At 42.3% G+C, this 18,099-nt stretch carries 14 protein-coding genes; 3 read left to right on the top strand and 11 right to left on the bottom strand.

What is annotated here, in order from left to right:
• Nucleotides 1-1,610, bottom strand: a 1,610-nt coding sequence (locus K6C05_RS05390; RefSeq protein ID WP_296732189.1) for a B12-binding domain-containing radical SAM protein, incomplete at its 3' end; no start/stop codon positions are given.
• 142 nt (nucleotides 1,611-1,752) lie between these two features.
• Here K6C05_RS05390 and K6C05_RS05385 point away from each other — a divergent pair.
• Nucleotides 1,753-2,025: a hypothetical protein gene (locus tag K6C05_RS05385; protein ID WP_296732186.1), complete on the top strand. Its 273-nt coding sequence runs from the start codon at nucleotides 1,753-1,755 to the stop codon at nucleotides 2,023-2,025.
• 87 nt (nucleotides 2,026-2,112) lie between these two features.
• Here the strand turns inward: K6C05_RS05385 and K6C05_RS05380 are convergent, their stop codons facing one another.
• The 3 genes from K6C05_RS05380 to K6C05_RS05370 are packed head-to-tail and all read right to left on the bottom strand — an operon-like array spanning nucleotide 2,113 to nucleotide 6,128.
• Complete coding sequence (locus K6C05_RS05380; RefSeq protein ID WP_296732184.1) at nucleotides 2,113-3,537, bottom strand: amidophosphoribosyltransferase; 1,425 nt, start codon at nucleotides 3,535-3,537, stop codon at nucleotides 2,113-2,115.
• Between the two features lie 50 nt (nucleotides 3,538-3,587).
• On the bottom strand, nucleotides 3,588-4,457 hold the full coding sequence (locus K6C05_RS05375; protein ID WP_296732180.1) for a YegS/Rv2252/BmrU family lipid kinase: 870 nt from the start codon (nucleotides 4,455-4,457) through the stop codon (nucleotides 3,588-3,590).
• A gap of 21 nt (nucleotides 4,458-4,478) precedes the next feature.
• On the bottom strand, nucleotides 4,479-6,128 hold the full coding sequence (locus K6C05_RS05370) for a polysaccharide biosynthesis protein (protein WP_296732179.1): 1,650 nt from the start codon (nucleotides 6,126-6,128) through the stop codon (nucleotides 4,479-4,481).
• A 183-nt stretch (nucleotides 6,129-6,311) separates the two neighbouring features.
• Here K6C05_RS05370 and K6C05_RS05365 point away from each other — a divergent pair, with 183 nt between their 5' ends.
• Nucleotides 6,312-7,148 (top strand): DUF4931 domain-containing protein, encoded by an 837-nt coding sequence (locus K6C05_RS05365; protein WP_296732177.1) that lies wholly within the window; start codon nucleotides 6,312-6,314, stop codon nucleotides 7,146-7,148.
• A gap of 466 nt (nucleotides 7,149-7,614) precedes the next feature.
• Nucleotides 7,615-9,009, top strand: a complete 1,395-nt coding sequence (locus tag K6C05_RS05360) for a sodium-dependent transporter (protein WP_296732175.1) — start codon at nucleotides 7,615-7,617, stop codon at nucleotides 9,007-9,009.
• A 178-nt stretch (nucleotides 9,010-9,187) separates the two neighbouring features.
• Here the strand turns inward: K6C05_RS05360 and K6C05_RS05355 are convergent, their stop codons facing one another.
• From K6C05_RS05355 to K6C05_RS05325, 7 genes are all read right to left on the bottom strand, one after another.
• Nucleotides 9,188-9,715: a hypothetical protein gene (locus tag K6C05_RS05355; protein WP_296732171.1), complete on the bottom strand. Its 528-nt coding sequence runs from the start codon at nucleotides 9,713-9,715 to the stop codon at nucleotides 9,188-9,190.
• Nucleotides 9,716-9,934: 219 nt separating this feature from the next.
• The gene (locus tag K6C05_RS05350; protein ID WP_296732169.1) at nucleotides 9,935-10,858 is read right to left on the bottom strand and encodes a dihydroorotate dehydrogenase; all 924 of its coding nucleotides are present in this window, start codon (nucleotides 10,856-10,858) and stop codon (nucleotides 9,935-9,937) included.
• A complete protein-coding gene (locus tag K6C05_RS05345; RefSeq protein WP_296732166.1) occupies nucleotides 10,858-11,646 on the bottom strand; it encodes a dihydroorotate dehydrogenase electron transfer subunit in 789 nt (262 codons plus the stop codon). The genes K6C05_RS05350 and K6C05_RS05345 overlap by 1 nt, the downstream gene beginning before the upstream one ends.
• Nucleotides 11,647-11,764: 118 nt before the next feature.
• Entirely contained in the window at nucleotides 11,765-12,559 is a 795-nt protein-coding gene (locus K6C05_RS05340) for an MBL fold metallo-hydrolase (protein ID WP_296732165.1), read from the bottom strand.
• Between the two features lie 76 nt (nucleotides 12,560-12,635).
• Nucleotides 12,636-15,815, bottom strand: a complete 3,180-nt coding sequence (locus tag K6C05_RS05335; protein ID WP_296732162.1) for an SMC family ATPase — start codon at nucleotides 15,813-15,815, stop codon at nucleotides 12,636-12,638.
• Nucleotides 15,802-16,959 (bottom strand): exonuclease SbcCD subunit D, encoded by a 1,158-nt coding sequence (locus K6C05_RS05330; protein ID WP_296732160.1) that lies wholly within the window; start codon nucleotides 16,957-16,959, stop codon nucleotides 15,802-15,804. The genes K6C05_RS05335 and K6C05_RS05330 overlap by 14 nt, the downstream gene beginning before the upstream one ends.
• A gap of 168 nt (nucleotides 16,960-17,127) precedes the next feature.
• On the bottom strand, nucleotides 17,128-18,099 hold a 972-nt coding region (locus tag K6C05_RS05325), incomplete at its 5' end, for a tRNA-dihydrouridine synthase family protein (RefSeq protein ID WP_296732156.1).

Here is an 18,099-nt window from a genome sequence, read left to right as displayed (position 1 = left end):
GGCAGTCTATCTCGCCAAAAAGCCGCTGTCCGCTCCTGATATTTTTCATTATTCCAATTCAGGAAATCAGGCCTGTTTTGCCCGCCATCAGCTGTAAGAGCATCATATCTCAGCAGGTTATCCACTATATCTCCATGCTGCCCAGACTTATTCCGGGAAATTCCACTGAAGAATTCCCACAAATGACTATATAAATTCCTGGCACTATGAGCCTTGCGGTGATACCCCTCTTTTTCCCAATAATCAGTAAAATCAGAATAAAATCCAAAGGCATTTCCCTCATAAAATTCATCAATTATGTAGGCCATTGTCCTGAGACAGCGACCAGCATTATAGTATAGCTCAAAAACCTGTTCAAATATATGCAGCCAGCGAATTTGCCCATAATCCAGCACATTATTTGACAACACTTCATAAGGCCCAATATCCATATATTGATAACCATATTCCTCCACCATATCCATCATGGATGAACCCTTCAAAAATTTCAAAAAGCCCAGCTGCAGCATATCAGTATGCAACATATATAAATCATTGAAGGATTTTGCAAAGGATTCCATATCCTCCCCCGGCAGGCCAATGATCAAATCCGTATGAATATGCATATTGTGGTTTTTCTGTAAGGCCTTGATGTTCCTGCAGATATCCGCCCAATGATTTACACGGGAAATTCTTTTCAGCACCTCAGGATTTGTTGTCTGTATGCCGATTTCCAGCTGTACACGTCCTTTTGGCATAGACTGCAGTATGGCAATAGCCTCATCATCCAAATAATCAACAGCCATCTCAAAATGAAAATTAGTACGGCAAGCATCGGGTAACTTCCTTATATAATGCAGTATCGGCAAAAAATGTTCCTTTTTGGCATTAAAGGTACGATCCACAAACTTCACCTGACGAACATTATTTTTTACAAAAAAATTCAATTCAGGCTCTATCTCCTGCCAGGAACGAAACCTGACTCCTGCAGTAGCACAGGATAAACAATATGCACAGGTAAAAGGACAGCCCCGTGAGGTTTCATAATAAAGTATTTTGTCCTTTATCTCCCCAATTTCTTCCTCAATATATGCAAATGGCAAATTGAGCCTACGGCTGTCAGACTTATCCACAACCGTTACGGCCCTACCGCCCTCTATGGTATCATCGGCAGTACGCCAGGCCAGTCCTTCATACGGAAACCCCTTCCGCAATCTACGGTTGCTGTCAATACCATCCTGACGAATAATACCTTCCAGAAGCAGCTTTATTGTTTCCTCGCCTTCCCCTCTGATAACATAATCAACTGCAGGATTATCCTGCATAAAGGATTCTGTATCATATGAAACTTCCGGACCACCACATATTATAATGGTATCGGGCAAAACCCTGCGTACCAGCGGCAGCACCTGCTTTACAAGCTCAATATTCCATATATAACAGCTGATACCAAGTATATCAGGCTGCTGCTCATAAATACTGCTTAAAATTTCCGGCACATAATTATTTATGGTCAACTCCAAAACTTCTGATTCAATATCTATTTCAGCTGCTGCCTGACGAAGATATCTTACAGCCAAGGATGTATGTGAAAATTTGGCATTGAATGCCAGCCAGATAACACGCTTCATAACTACTCCCAAAAATCAGAAAAAATAAAAAAGCTCCTATAGGTACCAATATCTACACATCTTTGATATAATGGAAGAGGATTTTTGCCATTAAGGGAAAAATCCTGAGGGAAAAATAACTAAAAAAGGAATGTGATTGATAATGATACCAGAAAAATTCATGCAGATTGGTGCTGCTATTATGCAGGATCCTGAAATGCTCCAAAAGCTAAGTGACGCAAAAAGTCCACAGGAAGCATATGAAGTCGTAAAGGGTCTGCTGGGTGGAATGACCCAGGAGGAATTCATGTCCACAGCTGCAACACTGGCTCCACTGATTCCCCCAGGATTGACTGATGAACAGTTGGATGCCATGCCTGCCGGTAATATTATCAAAGCCTTCCGGGGCTGGATAAAGGACCTACCACAGGGCTGATACAAATAAAACATACAAGCAAAGGGACTGCACAGCAGTCCCTTTTTTCATACAAAAATAACCAAACCACATGCCAAAAAGGAAGCTCTATTCCTTTCCGGTCCAGCAATAAGTACATATCTTGTCCTTATCTATGCCAATTGCTTCCAGTGTCCCCTCCAGTGACTGATAACCCATGGAATCAAATTTAAACATTTCGCATATACGCTTCAGCATACATTTTCCACGCTTGGTGGAAGCATCAGCATATTCATCAATATGCTTTTCACCCTCATTGCCTTCTAAATCATGTATTACCCTACGGGCCAGCAATTCGTCTTCAGACCTGCTGGTGGAAAAATTCAGGTACTTACAGCCATACATTATTGGCGGGCAAGCAGATCGCATATGAACCTCCTTGGCTCCACTGCGATACAAAAAATCAACAGTTTCACGAAGCTGTGTCCCCCGGACAATAGAATCATCCACAAATAAAAGCTTTTTATCCTTGATAAGCTCCGGAACAGGTATCTGCTTCATCTTTGCCACCTGATTGCGTATGTTCTGATTGGTAGGCATAAAAGATCGTGACCAAGTAGGAGTATATTTGATAAAAGGTCTGGCAAACTCCACACCACTTTCATTGGCGTAACCAATGGCGTGAGGTATACCGGAATCCGGCACTCCGGCAACATAATCCAGGTCAGGCAGAGTGCCTCGTTTTTTTTCATCCCTCGCCATTATCTTGCCGTTTTTACACCGCATTACCTCAACATTTTTCCCTTCATAACAGGATGTTGGATAACCATAATAGGTCCATAGGAATGCACAGATTTTCATATTCTCCCCTGCCGGAGAAATGGTATGAATCCCATCTGAGTTCATACTCACAATTTCCCTTGGTCCCAGCTCATAGAACATCTCATAGCCAAGCTTCTGAAAAGCAAAGTTTTCAAAAGACACACAATAGCCATCATCGTTTTTGCCCAATATTACAGGCAATCGTCCCACCTTGTCCCTGGCCACGATGATTTCACCCTTCTCCGTAAGCAGCATTATTGTCATGGAACCTTCAATTACCTCCTGGGCATGAAGAATCCCGGATACAATATCATCCTTTTCATTAATGAGTGCTGCAACCAGCTCCGTAGAATTCACCTTGCCGGAGCTCATGGCCATAAATTGATGTGAACGGTCCGTAAAATATTTTTTCAGTAAATCGTCAATATTAGTAATAATTCCCACAATGGTAATAGCATACAGTCCCAAATGTGAGCGCACCAATAAGGGCTGTGGATCCGTATCACTGATACAGCCTATACCGCTCCTGCCCTGAAAAACATTTAATTCCTTTTCAAATTTTGTCCTGAATGGAGTCTTGTCAATGGAATGTATCTGACGCTGAAACCCCTGAATATCATCATAAATAACCATACCACCACATCTGGTACCCAGATGTGAATGATAATCCAAACCAAAAAAGAGATCAACAACACAATCCTTATTGGATACTACACCAAAAAAACCGCCCATTAACAATACTCCTCTCAAAAGGATAAAAATTACTCTATACTCAAATATTATTAATAAAAAATTTCAAAGGCCTTAGGCACTGTTTCTATGTGCAATGGCAGATCCGGTCCAATCTCACCGTCAATATCACTTGTCAAGGGTTCTGAACACTCCACCTCGAAGGAGGCAGACTGACGATATACCACTTCCTTACGATGGGATATATCCTTACCTGTCAGCAGCTCAGTAGTAACCACCATCAGATCAGCCATATTGCACTGCTTCATTATCAAAAGGTCCATTACACCATCCTGAACACTGGCCTGTACTGCAGCATTTTTGAAGCTTGCTACCACACTGGAATTTACCACCAAAAACAGAAATGCTTTTTCATGAAACTCTTCTTCCCCGGTGCGCACAGTAAGATCCAATGCCCTGAAGCTTGGTAATGTTTTCAGGCCCTGAACATAATAAGCCAGCTTACCAAAGGCGTTTTTCAACCTTGTGTCCACCTCATGGGCTATGGAAGTAACCATGCCGGCACTGCACACATTGATAAAGTACCTGTCTCCCACCTTGCCCAAATCAATTTTCATTGTTTTTCCCTCAGCTATACGATCAAAATATTCATCAGTATCCAGCTTCAGGAAAGTGGCAAAATCATTTGAAGTCCCTGTGCCAATTATTCCCATTGGAATATCCAGCTTATGATGCATTATCAGATTAACTATTTCATGTACCGTACCGTCACCACCGGCAGCGATGATCCCATCCGGTGAGGCCAGGCGAATAAACTCCAAAAGATTACTGTTTTCCGGAGTTGTCCTGTATGGAATAACCATACATCCCCTGCTCTGCAGTTTGCAAATTATATCATCAAGCTTATTTTTGAAAACTGCCTTGCCGGATACAGGATTATATACCAAAACAAGTTTTTTCATATATACCTCTTACACCACACATTACTTTGCCTGAGTGCCCTTGTAAACGCCGAGCTTATACATTGCCTTGATGCCAAAACGGCCAATCATTGGAATGCGGGCCATATCCTCCTCCAGCATGCCACCAATGAGCAGCAGCACTGCCAAATAAACAGCAAAGCCTACCAGACAAGAGCCAAAGGTAGCTATAACATTGCTTCCCAAGGCAGCAATAGTATAATCATAGAAATACCATACTGCCGCAGCCATTACCGCAGCAGCTATTATGGTTTTAAGGAATTGTGGCAGCTCCATCCGGTAACCGATATAACGATAAATAAAATACATATTCACCACAGCGGCCACACCCATATCAGCAGCCGTAGCCCAGGCAGCACCCATGATGCCCAGGGATGGCTGAGCTGTTAATGTCCAGTTAAGAATAACCTTTGCCACAGCTGCTATTATCATGTTTATCATAGGAATGGAAGGATGTCCCAATCCTTGCAGCACAGCCGTAGAGACCTGATGCAATCCCAGCAGTACGATGCTTACAGCCGAAACCATGATAGCAGGTCCGGCAGCGGGTGCATTGTATATCAATGAAGCGATTGGTGTCGCCAAAATAAATACTATTACAAAGGCCGGGAAGCAAACGGCATTGGATATTCTTACCCCAGATGCAGTCTGACTGAATACCATTTTGGCATCGTGAAGCGCCCTGGCTTTTGAAATAGCCGGCACCAGGCTCACTGCCAGGGAGGCAGTCAGGATAGTCGCCAAATTTACCAAAGGAACCGCCATACCAGTGAGATATCCAAAAAGCTCCGTTGCCTCATTGACACTGTAACCAGCCACCTCAAGTCGCTGAGGTACAATGGCCAAGTCCAAATTGGATACTACAGGCAGCATTATACTTGCCGCTGAAACCGGCAATGACAGGGCAAATATACGCTTGATAATACTCCAATTTGATGTTTTGGGCGTATCAGGCAAAGGCTTAAGATTTTTGCCAAATTCCTGGACAATATCCTTTTCCAGCTTCCAATGAAAATAAACCAGGACAATCAGTCCGGTAACAGCACCAGCAAAAGCACCAAGGCTTGCACCAGCAGCTGCATAATCCAATCCGTACGGCAAAAACAGACTGGCAAACATAATCATGGTAATAACACGGAAGATCTGCTCCACAATCTGTGACACAGCTGTTGGCGTCATCCGTTGCCAGCCCTGGAGATACCCCCTTGAACTGGCTAAAAGTGTTACAAAGAAAATAGCAGGAGCCAATGCCACAACCGACCAGTACGCTCTTGGATCCCGAATAAAATGAAGATCAATAAGCCATTGAGCTCCCAGGTATGTCAGCAGTGAAAAGACTATACCTGTCACAAACATCAGTGACATTGATACCTTAAAGACACGCTTGGCTCCAAGAATATCCTTTAAAGCTACCCTTTCGGCAGTTATAATGGAAATAGCCACCGGTACACCGGCAGTAGAGACACTTAGAGCGAAAAAATATATTGGAAATGCCATCTGATACAAGCCTATACCCTCGCCCCCCAGAATACGGGAGACAAATATCCAGTTAAGGGAGCCGATGACCTTTACTACAACACCTGCTATAGTAAGAATCAATGTCCCCTTTAACAAGGATTCACCCTTATCAGCCTTGACATTTTTTTCATTCAATTCCTGAGTACTAATATTATCACACCCTTATAGGCACATTGAAAAAAAGTTGTAAGCTGCCCCGAAATTATGCTTTAATAAAAGAGGCAGCAGTTGTTAAAACACAGTAATGGCATAATAAGCCATGCTAAAAGATTATATCACTTACAGTTATAGACTGCAAGCGTGCAAGGAGTCCTGGAAATGGATATAAACATAGTAGATTTCGATACCAGCATTGGGATAAAAAAGCCCCGGACAATGTCCGGTATGGAAAACACATCCACCTGTCCCTTCTGTAATGTTGATGCCCTTGTTGATATCATAGATACCGATGGCAATATTATACTTTTAAAGAACAAATATCATGTTATGGAGCCATCCACCCAGCTGGTACTGATAGAAACGGATGTATGTAAATCAGATATACCTGATTATCCACGGCAGCAAATACGCCGCGTCATACATTTTGGGATAAAGCATTGGCTTGCCATGCTGAATTCCGGTAAATACAAATCCGTAATCTTCTTTAAGAATTACGGGCCTATGTCCGGCGGTTCCATAAAACATCCTCATATGCAGCTTGTGGGATATCCTGACCTTGATCCAAGGCTCATGTATAATCCTGAAGAATTTGTGGGCATTCCCATCATCTCCTCAAAGGGAGTCGAGCTCAATGCTTCCACCACTCCCCGGATTGGATTTTCTGAATATAATCTGGTCCTGAGTGAAAATGCCTATGCCATGAGTCAGGAACCATCAACATCCATCCCTGCTCCATTGCCGGAGAGCATGGATTTAATGGCCGATCTCATACAAGAGACCATCACTTTTATGAAAGAATTTTTTAAACGGCCAAATTTCAGCTATAACCTGTTCTTCTATATTGTGGACGGTCTTATAAGGGTGAAAATTCTCCCCCGCTTCCCGACTCCTCCAATGTATATAGGCTACAATATACACTTGAGACCTACCTCTATTCCAACCTTTGCTGATAAGCTCAGAAAGCATTTAAAGGAGCGCGGTTATCAAACCGTATAACGAGCTTTGGTTTTCTGCCTGCTCCCAGTGATATGTACCCTCTGACCTGAACACAACCAGGAAAGAGGGTATATTTTTTTGTAATATATAATGGAAAGTTTTTTTGCATATTTATCTTTTAATCAGAATAATGCAAATGGTAGAAGCTTTACGGAAGGAATGTGTTCTCCCCATATACCATGTTAATGTAAATAAAATTTTTAATTTGCCATCTGTCCTTCTGTAATGTTTTTATGTTCTCTCTACACAATACATGATTTATAAATACATATTCACTTTTGTCCCTATATTTTTAAATATTTATTCATTTTGGCTTGCAAGTATGTATAAAATAAGCATTTGATTCAATTGTTGCATGTTCTAAATCAATTTACAAGTTTACACATTTTTCTTCCTTTTTACTTTTATTTTCTTTTTTATTGTGTTATAATAACGCTCGTATACTTAGATAAAAGGAGTTTTGATTATGGAATCAAGAAAATCTTTCGGGGGTTCTTTAGGTTTCGTCCTCGCCGCTGCAGGATCTGCAGTTGGCTTGGGTAATATCTGGAGATTTCCATATTTGGCTGCCAAAGATGGTGGCGGAATATTTTTATTAGTTTATTTCATATTGCTGCTCACCTTTGGTTTTGCATTACTCACCACCGAGATTGCAATCGGCCGTAAGACAAAGCAGAGTCCGCTGACAGCTTATGCCCGCATTTCCAAAAAATGGAGATGGCTTGGCCTGATTGCCTGTCTTATCCCGGCAATCATAATGCCATATTACAGTGCCATAGGCGGATGGGTCGTAAAATATTTTGTAACCTTTTTGAGTGGCAATGATATAAATTCCGCTAAGGATGGATTCTTTACCACATTCATCACTGCCCAATATGAACCACTTGTATATATGTTCCTCTTCCTTATGGCCTGCACGGCTATCATCCTGTTGGGCGTAAACAAGGGTATCGAGGCTTCATCAAAGATCATCATGCCGGCACTCATCCTGCTGGTTATAATTATCGCAGCATTTTCCCTGAATATCAGCCATACAGATGCCAACGGCATTACCCGTACTGGTATGGAAGGTCTGAAAATATATCTGATACCAAATATTGACGGGCTGACCTTCAGTACATTTATGACTGTTCTTGTTGATGCCATGGGCCAGCTGTTCTTCAGCTTGAGTGTGGCGATGGGTATTATGGTAGCCTATGGTTCCTATGTAAGTGATAAAGCTGATGCAGTTTCCTCTGTAAACCGCATTGAATTCTTTGATACCTTGGTAGCTTTCCTTGCAGGTCTTATGATTATTCCTGCAGTATTTACCTTTATGGGTACTGAAGGACTTACCGCCTCTGGTCCTGGCCTGATGTTTATCTCATTGCCTAAGGTTTTTGAAAGCATGGGCGGTGCCGGAACTTTTGTAGGCCTGTTATTCTTCATTATGGTACTCTTTGCAGCTGTAACCAGTGCCGTATCCATCATGGAAGCCGTAGTATCCAGCTTTATGGATTACTTCCACATTTCCCGGGTAAAGGCTACACTGGCTGAATTCTTTATCGCCCTTGTATTCGGTACTATTGTGTGCCTCGGATACAATGTCCTTTATTTTGAGGCTCCACTGCCAACCGGCAGCACCGGTCAGGTACTGGATATAATGGATTACCTTTCCAATAATATTCTGATGCCAATAATCTCCATTGGAACCTGTATCATGATAGGTTGGTTTGTAGGACCTGATGTAGTTATAAAAGAAATGGAAAAGAATGGCGAGCACTTCAGCCGTAAATACATTTACATTGCAATGATCAAGTACATTGCTCCTGTCCTGCTTTTAATCCTCTTCCTTAAATCTTCGGGAATTATCAGCTTCTGATATATCAATAAATAATAAAAAACCGTTGGCCATTGCCGTGACCAACGGTTTTTATTTCCCTAATAATCAATATAAATAATCCAAGTAGTATTATGGTCATACTATACAAAATCCGGAAGTGAAAAACTCACTTCCGGATTAATTTTGAAATTATTAATTTAAACAAAAGCATCAACAACTAGGCGGCAATATCAACATTTGCCCCTTTAAGTCTCACTGCATCCGTACTCTTCAGATCCTTCTGATAAGGATTGTCCTCATTATAGTATTTGATCTGAGTATTGGTCACACCACCAGAAATATAGGAACGACCACATTCAGGACATATATCCGTTTTGAGCTGGACAGTGGCCCGCTCTACATGTCCATTATTGTTTTTTGCCTTATTATAAGCATTGGAAACATGCTCATGCTCATGACTGAGTACAACTGAAGCAGCATTGTTCGGATCAATATGCCCAGGAGCCTTAAAAGAAACCATTTCATCTGATCCGTCCTGATATTTACGGTTTTTACAGGTCTCACACTCTGCTGGTGATGATTTTTTCCCAGGCTTGATCTGATGTTCCGGTCCCACACCGTTGCCATCGGTAACAATAGTACCATTGGCTGACGCTGCAGCATCATCAGAACCACCGGGCTGGTAAGCACCTGTCATCATGGAACCATAACCGGCATAACCACCTATTCCACCAATATTCATCATCAGCCCTCCCTTAACTGTATAATTTACAGATACAATCCGTATTAAAGGATTAAACTTCAATATCCGGTAGCATCGAATAATTCATTATCATTAATATTATATCCTACTCTCCCACCCCTTGGCAATATGCAACTAACTGCACACAGGATATGCTGTCCTGAAGTAATTCCGGTATATGCAGACTTACCCTCCCCCGGTAACAGCTTTTTACTATTAAAATCAATTTATTTTTACTTTTCCCACAAGTTCTGAAACATTTTTCAGTCCCCGTTTTTCAAGATAGGTATCAATCCCCTCAGCTACCTTTACCACAGCATCCGGATGCACGAAGTTTTCAGCACCTACAGCGACAGCTGATGCACCGGCCAACAGGAATTCAATGGCATCCTCTGCCGTGGCTATGCCACCCAATCCCAAAATTGGGATTTTCACCGCATTGGCTACCTGATATACCATCCTCACAGCAATAGGCTTTACTGCCGGACCTGAAAGACCTCCGGTCACATTGCCCAACAGAGGCTTCCAGGAATTTATATCAATGACCATACCTGTCAGGGTATTAATAAGTGCTACTGCATCAGCTCCTGCAGCCTCTACAGCCTTGGCCATTACTGTAATATCAGTAACATTTGGTGATAACTTTACGATAACAGGTTTGCTGGTATGGGTTTTCACCATCTCAGTCACAGCAGCAGCAGCCTTCGGATCAGTACCAAATACAATCCCCCCCTCCTTTACATTCGGACAGGAAATATTGACTTCAATACCATCTACACCATCTACATCGAGCTTCTCGGCCATCATCCCATAATCCTCCACGGAGCTGCCGGAAAAATTAGCAATAAAAGTAGTGCCAGGCGCAGTCTTCCTTACCTTGGGAAGAATATCCCGCAAAAAAACATCTATCCCCGGATTTTCAAGGCCAATGCAATTAAGCATGCCTGATGGTGTCTCCGCAATACGCACTCCATCATTGCCGGCCCTTGGCAGTGGTGTAATTCCCTTTGATATAATAGCGCCCACATGATTCAAATCCAAAAAATCACTGTATTCAACGCCAAAACCGAAAGTTCCGGATGCCCCCATCACAGGGGTGGCCATTTTTATTCCGGCAAAATCCGTTGCCAGTCTCTGCATGTCCATCAGCCAAACACCTCCTCTGCGTCAAATACGGGTCCATCCCCACAGACCTTCCATCGCTTACCGCTCTTTCCCTCAAAGGTGCAGCCTAGGCACACCCCAAATCCGCAGGCCATGCGTTTTTCCAGGGATACCTCACACTCAAGCCCCTGTTTTATGGCCAGCTCAGCTATGCCCTTCATCATGATTGTAGGGCCACAAACCTTGATATGCTTTATGTCAGGATAAGCCTTCAAAATATCCGGAATTGCATCTATTGCAAAGCCCTTGCGGCCGTAAGACCCATCATCAGTGGTATAAACGAGTTTTTGGGAGAAATCCTCCAGGAAATCACTCCAAAACAGCTCCTTGTGATTCCTTACCCCCAAAAGGATTATTGGCTTTGGACCAGCCATCTCAGCACCTAACTTACGGGCTGTATAAATAATAGGGGCTATTCCCACACCGCCACCTACAAGCAGTGTCCTGCCATCATTGTCAAAAGAAAATCCATTTCCCAAAGGCCCCTCCACACTTATTGGAGCCCCCTCTTCCAGCATGGAAAGCTCATTGGTACCCTTACCGGCCTTACGATATATTAAAAGTAACAGGCCCTTTTCCTTATCTACATCTGCCACGCCAAAGGGACGACGCAAATAAGTGCTCCCCATTTCATTTTTTATCATCACAAACTGGCCCGGTTGAGCCAATTCCACTACTTTCGGACATTCCAAAACCATCGCATTTACATCTGCTGACAGTTCCTCATTGGAAATAACATTACCGGTCTCAACAAGTTTTTTTGTTGCCATATTAACATTCACCTCACTAATTTATTAAAACACATTCCCGGTGAATTTACTACTATCGGCTGTACTTATTTTAGACTGACTGTCTTTCCCCGTATAATCAGCGATAAAAATACTACCTTCACTTTACCTCAATAACAGAACCTGCACCTATTTTCCCCGGCATATCCACCCCGGAGCAATGACACAAATTTAAATCCGTTACGCCCAAAGCCTTCAATTCGTCTAATGTACGGTTGATATGAGCTTCTCCTTCACCCTTGAGATGAATGCCGCCAATTATACGCCGCACCGGCAATCCTGTGCGCTCCTGTACTGTAGCTGTAATATTCAGTATACCCTGATGAGAACACCCCACTACCAGGCAAAGACCATCCTGTTCTTTCAACAAAAGGCATATCTCATCATCAAAGGGATCAGGTTTCTTCTCCATTCCCCTGACAAATTTTTGAGGAATAGTCTCAAAGGAATAACTGTTACCAAAATCAGTAAACAGCTCTGCACCACTGTCCAGTCTGATACTTTCCCTGCATTCCACATGGCGTATTCCCCATTCCTCCAGGTCAGCCTCGGTAAACCCACAGCCCTTGTACAAATATTTATCATTGTCCCTGTCATAGGAAAACTTTTCCTGCCAGAAATTCATACCGGTATATAAGGTTCCTGGCTGGCAGTATTCCAAAAGAGACGGAAATCCCCCTGCATGATCATAATGGGAATGACTTAGCACCACAAATTCGGCCGAACTCAAATTTATCCCCATTTTTTCGGCGTTTTTCCAGGCCAGCCCGGTATGACCACAATCAAAAATAAACTTTGTTTCAGGTGTTTCCACGAAAAATGACAAACCATGCTCAGCACTTAATCCTTCTGATAATGCCTGATTTTCTACAAGTACAGTTAATCTATATGACAAGATTCCTTCCTCCCCAAAATTGTTAATACCTGTTCAGTCACTCACCATAAAGCCGGAAGTCGGCCCGCTGATTAGGTCAATTCCCTGCATCTATAACAATCTCGCTGCCGGTGGTATGCTTTAATACCTGAATTTGCTGTGGAATATTCTCTACCAGTTCCTCACGATGACTGATAACTCCCACCAGCTTGTTTGCACCAGCTAAATTTATCAAAATATTCATGGCATTATCTATAGAGTCACGGTCCAAGGTACCAAAGCCTTCATCTATGAACAAGGCATCCATCTGCACACCACCTAAATTTGATGAAACAGTATCCGAAAGCCCCAATGCCAGACTAAGGGATGCCTTAAAGCTCTCGCCGCCGGACAGATTACCTACCGGACGCCTATGACCGCTGGTATAATCTATTACATCCAAATCCAGGAAATTGTTGGATTTCTTCCCCAGACCTGTATCCTGTCGGCACAGCTCAAACTGCCCGTCACTCATAGGTATAAGCCGCCTGTTGGCAGCTGCAATTATTCCATCAAACCCTGCAGCCTGAATATACTGTTCCAAAGTGATTTTGCCGTTTCCTGTGGTCCCCTTGACCAGCTTATAAAGTCTCTCAGAAACATTTAATTTTTTACGGTACATCTCCAGCTCAGCTTCCCTGTTCTCAATATGTTTCTGCCTTAATGCATTATTGCTTATCCTGTTCAAAATGGAATTCTTCAAATTCCTGAGCTTGTCCACTGCTTCCTGCCGAGCTTCAAACGATACCCTCAATGAATCAGCATCCACCTTCTCTTTTCCCTGAGCATCCTTCCTTGCCAGTTCCAGCTGCTTATCATTAGTGGATACCTTCTGATTGTAAACATTAATTTTATTCTCCTGTTCTGTCAGTTCCTCCTCAGATACCACAAATGAACACATTGCATTTATATCACTGAAGCCATGTTCCTTAATTTTTTGTTCCAGCTTCTCCCCAAGTACGGTTTCCTCCTGACGCTGTTTATCCAGTCGTTCCGTCAAGGTCTTTATTGCAGCAGTAATTGCTGTCACCTTTTCATCAGCAATTTTTTTATTTTCAACAGCTGATTCCAAAGCACTATTAATTGCGGTAATAGCCAGTTCAGACTTCTTCAGTTCTTCATGAGCAGCCTTCCCATCCGTAAAGCTCAATGCCTGAAGGGAATTCAGGGCAGTTTGTACTTCTGCAGTCCTGGTGGCCAGCTCCTGATTTCTACCTGTAATCTTAATATGCATTTGATTCAGTGCCTCAGTTTCCCTGCCTTCAGCCGCCTCCAGGGAAACTTCTGAATCCTTAAGCAGCTGACAATCCTTTTTTATTAATATTTCGCTGTTTCTGTTAGTCTGCAGCTTTTCCTGCAATGCCCCATAAGCATCCTGCAAACACTGTAACAACTCATCCAGCCCCATTCCCTCAGGATGTTCCTGAATAAAGTCATTTTCCAGGACATTCATAATGGATTGTCTCATGTTGCTTTCATATTCCAGCAAGGCATTTTTTGCTATCTCTGCTTCTGTATTTGCTTTTTCCTTTTTATCCTGCCACTCCTGCTCTTCACCTTTTAAAAGCTCAAAGTTTTCCTCGCTGATAATCTGATCCGGAAGCTCAGCTAATTCAGGATGATGGGTTGAACCACATACCGGACACTTGCAGCCCTCTTTAAGGTCTTTTGCCAATATCCCGGCTCTGCAGCCGTCAAGAATCCCTTCTGCTTTTATCCGGGATAGATTGGCTTTTTCATAGGCCTTGAAGTATTGTGAAAACACTTCCTGCTTTTTCTTCAAATCCGCATTTCGATTGCTTCGTTCCTTCGTCTGATTCTTCAGAATATCACTGATATTGTCTGACAGGCCGGCCAGCGACTTCCCTTCCTCCTGAACTTTCACAAGGTCATTTGGACTGCTCTTCAGCTTGACCACATTTTCCTTCAGCTTGGAGATTTTCTTTTTGAGCTCCTCATCCTGCCTTTTTAATTCCCCTTCATCCTGATCCAGCTTTTGCCGCTGCATCTTCAGCTTGACCAGCTCATCGGATAATCTATCCCTTTCCTTGTATTTAGGCGCTTCGTCCTTGATTTTATTGCATAGCTGCTTCAGTTTATCCAGCTCGGGACGGCGCCCTTCAATTTCCGCCAATACCTTTTCGGCCTCTGCAGCCTTTTTCATTGCAGCTTCCAGGGCCGTTTTATTGTCTTTTATCTGCAAATCGGTTGCTGCTGCATCCTTATTTTTATCTGCCCATAATTTATAATCCGGATTAATCACTCTTGTAGCCAGCTTCTGCCTCTCAAGAAGACTTGCTGCAGCGTTTATATCTGGTCTGGCTGCATCCAAAGTGATTTTTTCCCTTTCCAAATTCTCCAGTCTTTCAATTAATTGATTATTATTATTAGCTGTTTTCAGTTTGATATTTATGTCGTCCAGTGCCTTCTCTTCCTTTTTCAGCTCTGAATCGACTTCCTTCTGACTAACCTCGTCCGAATTAATTGCTTCCCCAATAAATGTCAGTAAATCCTCCGGCTCCCATATCCCCCCTGACCTCAGATTCCCCTGAAGTTCCTCAAACCTGGAGGATAAAGCACTTTCATTATCAATTATTACATCATTAAAATACTGTATAATGCTTTGCTCAATATTTCTAAGGCTCTCAGAATTCGCATCCACCCTGTCCTTGAGCTTATATCCAATATCATTATAACCATCCGTTGAAAAAATAGTTCGTAAAATTGCTGTCCGAGTATCAGTTTTTGCATTTAAAAGTGCCCAGAATTCCCCCTGAGCAATCATTGCAATCTGCTTAAACTGCTTATCATCAATCTTGAGCAATTCAACAATTGCACTATTTACATTTTTAATGCCCTCTATTGGCTCAGATCCCTCTTCATAAAGCACTGCCTTTTCATTTTCTAAAACTTCACCGGTTCCTATTTTTTTTTGGCGTTGATAAGCCGGATTACGCCTTATATGATAATTCCTACCCTGATGGCTGAAATAAAAATCAACATAGCTTTCCACATCAGCCTTGGCATATTCACTTCTCAGGTTTTTGGTATCACGGTATGAACCACTGGTCGTTCCATATAATGCAAAGGATATTGCATCAAAAATCGTAGTCTTTCCGGCACCGGTTTTTCCTGAAATCAGGAATAAGCCTTTATCAGAAAACTGTGTAAAATCGATTTCCGGCATAGTATCAGCATAAGGCCCGAAGGCACTGATTATTAATTTAATTGGTTTCATTGATAATACCTGCCTCTCTGGCGACTTCCCGCATTAAATCCATTTCATCTTCGCTCATTTTACAGTTGTATACCAGCTGATAAAAATCTCCAATTAATTCCCCAAAGGATTTATTTTGGGCAAGATTGGAAATATCCACCTGTTCCACCGCCCTGGTGCGGGAATTATCATAATCAATCTTAATGGTGTTGGGATAAAACTGCTGAAAAATTCCCATGGCATCATTGATAATGTCCTCATCTGTCAGTGTTGCATAAATGAAATCTTCCCTATCTACACCGTTGATTTCTCTTAATAACTCCTTCATTTTTCCCCTGATATGTCTCATATTCCGCATAGGTTCCAAGGCAACAAGCCTGATGTCAATATCCCCATTATCACCTACCGTAATGATTGGTACCGACTTGTTGTTATTTACCTCACTCAAAGAATATTTTAGTGGTGAGCCGGCATATCGTACCTCATCTCTCCCCACTCTCTGAGGAGCATGAATATGTCCCAGGGCCACATAATCAAATTGATTAAACAGATCATAACCTATTTTTTCGACCAGTCCGACACTTTGGGTTCCCAATCCCTCGGAACCTCCCATTGCAGGATCCTCGCTTTTACCTGCTACAAACTGATGTGCCACCAGAATATTGGTTTTATTATCATCAATTTCTGCACTTTCCAAAATAGTCCGCACAGCATCCTCATAGGTTTCTATATTCATATCGGGGTAAAAATGGCGCACCTGGGATGCTTTTACAAATGGTAATGAATAAATATCAAGCTCCTGCCCACCATCATTAATAACCCATTTATCAAGCTGTCCGGTATACTTTGCCGAGATAAAAATTCTATTGCTTTTAAAAAGAGTACTGCCAAAATTCAAGCGGTCATCAGAATCATGGTTACCACTTATCATGACAGTGTTTATCCTTCTTCGAGCCAATTCCCCCAGAAAGTAATCCAGCAGCCTGGTAGCGGCTTCACTGGGAACAGCCTTATCATAGACATCACCGGCAATCAGTACAACAGAAACATCCTCTTTGTCAATAATCCCCAAAATCTGTTTCAGTATATATTCCTGATCATGTATAAGGTCAAAATCTCCCAGGGCTTTCCCCAAATGAAGGTCCCCCAAATGTAACAGCTTCATATATTTACCTCCATAAAGCATAACTCCTACAGTATCTTTATTAATTATACAAATAAATAAATTATGTAACAAATCAGCAAAGGCAAAAAAATACCCAACATTTATAAATATGCAAAAAAAAAGGGGACTGCTTCACTCAGTCCCCTGTCCAAATAAAGTTGTACGAATCTACCTTTCATCATCCAACAAAATCTGCTTCATATAGACCTCATAATCCTTCAGGCTCCTGGTCTTCATGATTTTTTTTACAAGCTTGGGATAGTCCTTATATAATCCCTGTCCCAAATATGACCATATTTCCTTCAGCCTGAAAAGCACCGGCTGCTGACCTGAAAATCTTTCTGTATATTCCTCCTGAAGCTCTATGAGCATTTTGTATATCTCCTGCTTGGAAGCTACCGGAGCAGGAAGCCCTCCCTTATCTGCTGATTTTATCTGCCTGATAAGGGATGGATCCTTTAAAATTCCCCTGCCAATCATGACTCCCGAAAGCCTATGTCCTTCCTGCTGTTCAGTAAGCCTGCACAATTCAAAATAATCCTCCGGGGTATTTATGTCTCCATTATAGCAAATCGGCATTTTGGCACGGCTCAGTGCCTCGAGAAATACTTCCCTATGTGGAGTCCCATGATATATATCCTTCAATGTACGGGGATGCACAGTCAATTCCTTTACAGGATATTGATTATATAGCTGAATAATATCATAAAATTCCTCCGGATCATCTATTCCCAATCTTGTCTTTATGGAAATATTGTCATCTCCATCCTTGAATACATCATCCAAAAAACTTTCCAGCTTCGCCAAATCCCCAAGTGCCCCTGCACCACGACCCTTGGCAGTAACAGTCCTTGAAGGGCAGCCAAAATTCAGATTAATTTCCTCATACCCCAAAGATCTCAGACTGTCCCTGGCAACGAAGAAATCAGTTGAAGTCACAGTCATCAGCTGGGGGACCAGCTTGTATTCATTAGTATTAGCCGGTGCTACCTCCCGCATGGCCTTGTCAGTGATTCCCTTTTTGGCACAGATTGCCAAAAAAGGAGTGAAGTATTTGGTAACACCTTGACCAAAATATCTATTAAAAATATTTCTAAAGGTAAATCCTGTAATCCCCTCCAGAGGAGCGATATATATATT

This window comes from Anaerovibrio sp. (assembly GCF_024697385.1).
Taxonomy (GTDB): domain Bacteria; phylum Bacillota; class Negativicutes; order Selenomonadales; family Selenomonadaceae; genus Anaerovibrio.
The sequence above is the reverse complement of the archived record's forward strand: the minus strand, read 5'-3'. Positions and strand labels throughout refer to the sequence as shown.

Bases quoted from the DNA above. Each gene is read 5' to 3' on its own strand.
- K6C05_RS05385 (WP_296732186.1), top strand. From the start codon at position 1,753: ATGATACCAGAAAAATTCATGCAGATTGGTGCTGCTATTATGCAGGAT.
- K6C05_RS05380 (WP_296732184.1), bottom strand. From the start codon at position 3,537: ATGGGCGGTTTTTTTGGTGTAGTATCCAATAAGGATTGTGTTGTTGAT.
- K6C05_RS05375 (WP_296732180.1), bottom strand. From the start codon at position 4,457: ATGAAAAAACTTGTTTTGGTATATAATCCTGTATCCGGCAAGGCAGTT.
- K6C05_RS05365 (WP_296732177.1), top strand. From the start codon at position 6,312: ATGGATATAAACATAGTAGATTTCGATACCAGCATTGGGATAAAAAAG.
- K6C05_RS05360 (WP_296732175.1), top strand. From the start codon at position 7,615: ATGGAATCAAGAAAATCTTTCGGGGGTTCTTTAGGTTTCGTCCTCGCC.
- K6C05_RS05355 (WP_296732171.1), bottom strand. From the start codon at position 9,715: ATGATGAATATTGGTGGAATAGGTGGTTATGCCGGTTATGGTTCCATG.
- K6C05_RS05350 (WP_296732169.1), bottom strand. From the start codon at position 10,858: ATGGACATGCAGAGACTGGCAACGGATTTTGCCGGAATAAAAATGGCC.
- K6C05_RS05345 (WP_296732166.1), bottom strand. From the start codon at position 11,646: ATGGCAACAAAAAAACTTGTTGAGACCGGTAATGTTATTTCCAATGAG.
- K6C05_RS05335 (WP_296732162.1), bottom strand. From the start codon at position 15,815: ATGAAACCAATTAAATTAATAATCAGTGCCTTCGGGCCTTATGCTGAT.
- K6C05_RS05330 (WP_296732160.1), bottom strand. From the start codon at position 16,959: ATGAAGCTGTTACATTTGGGGGACCTTCATTTGGGGAAAGCCCTGGGA.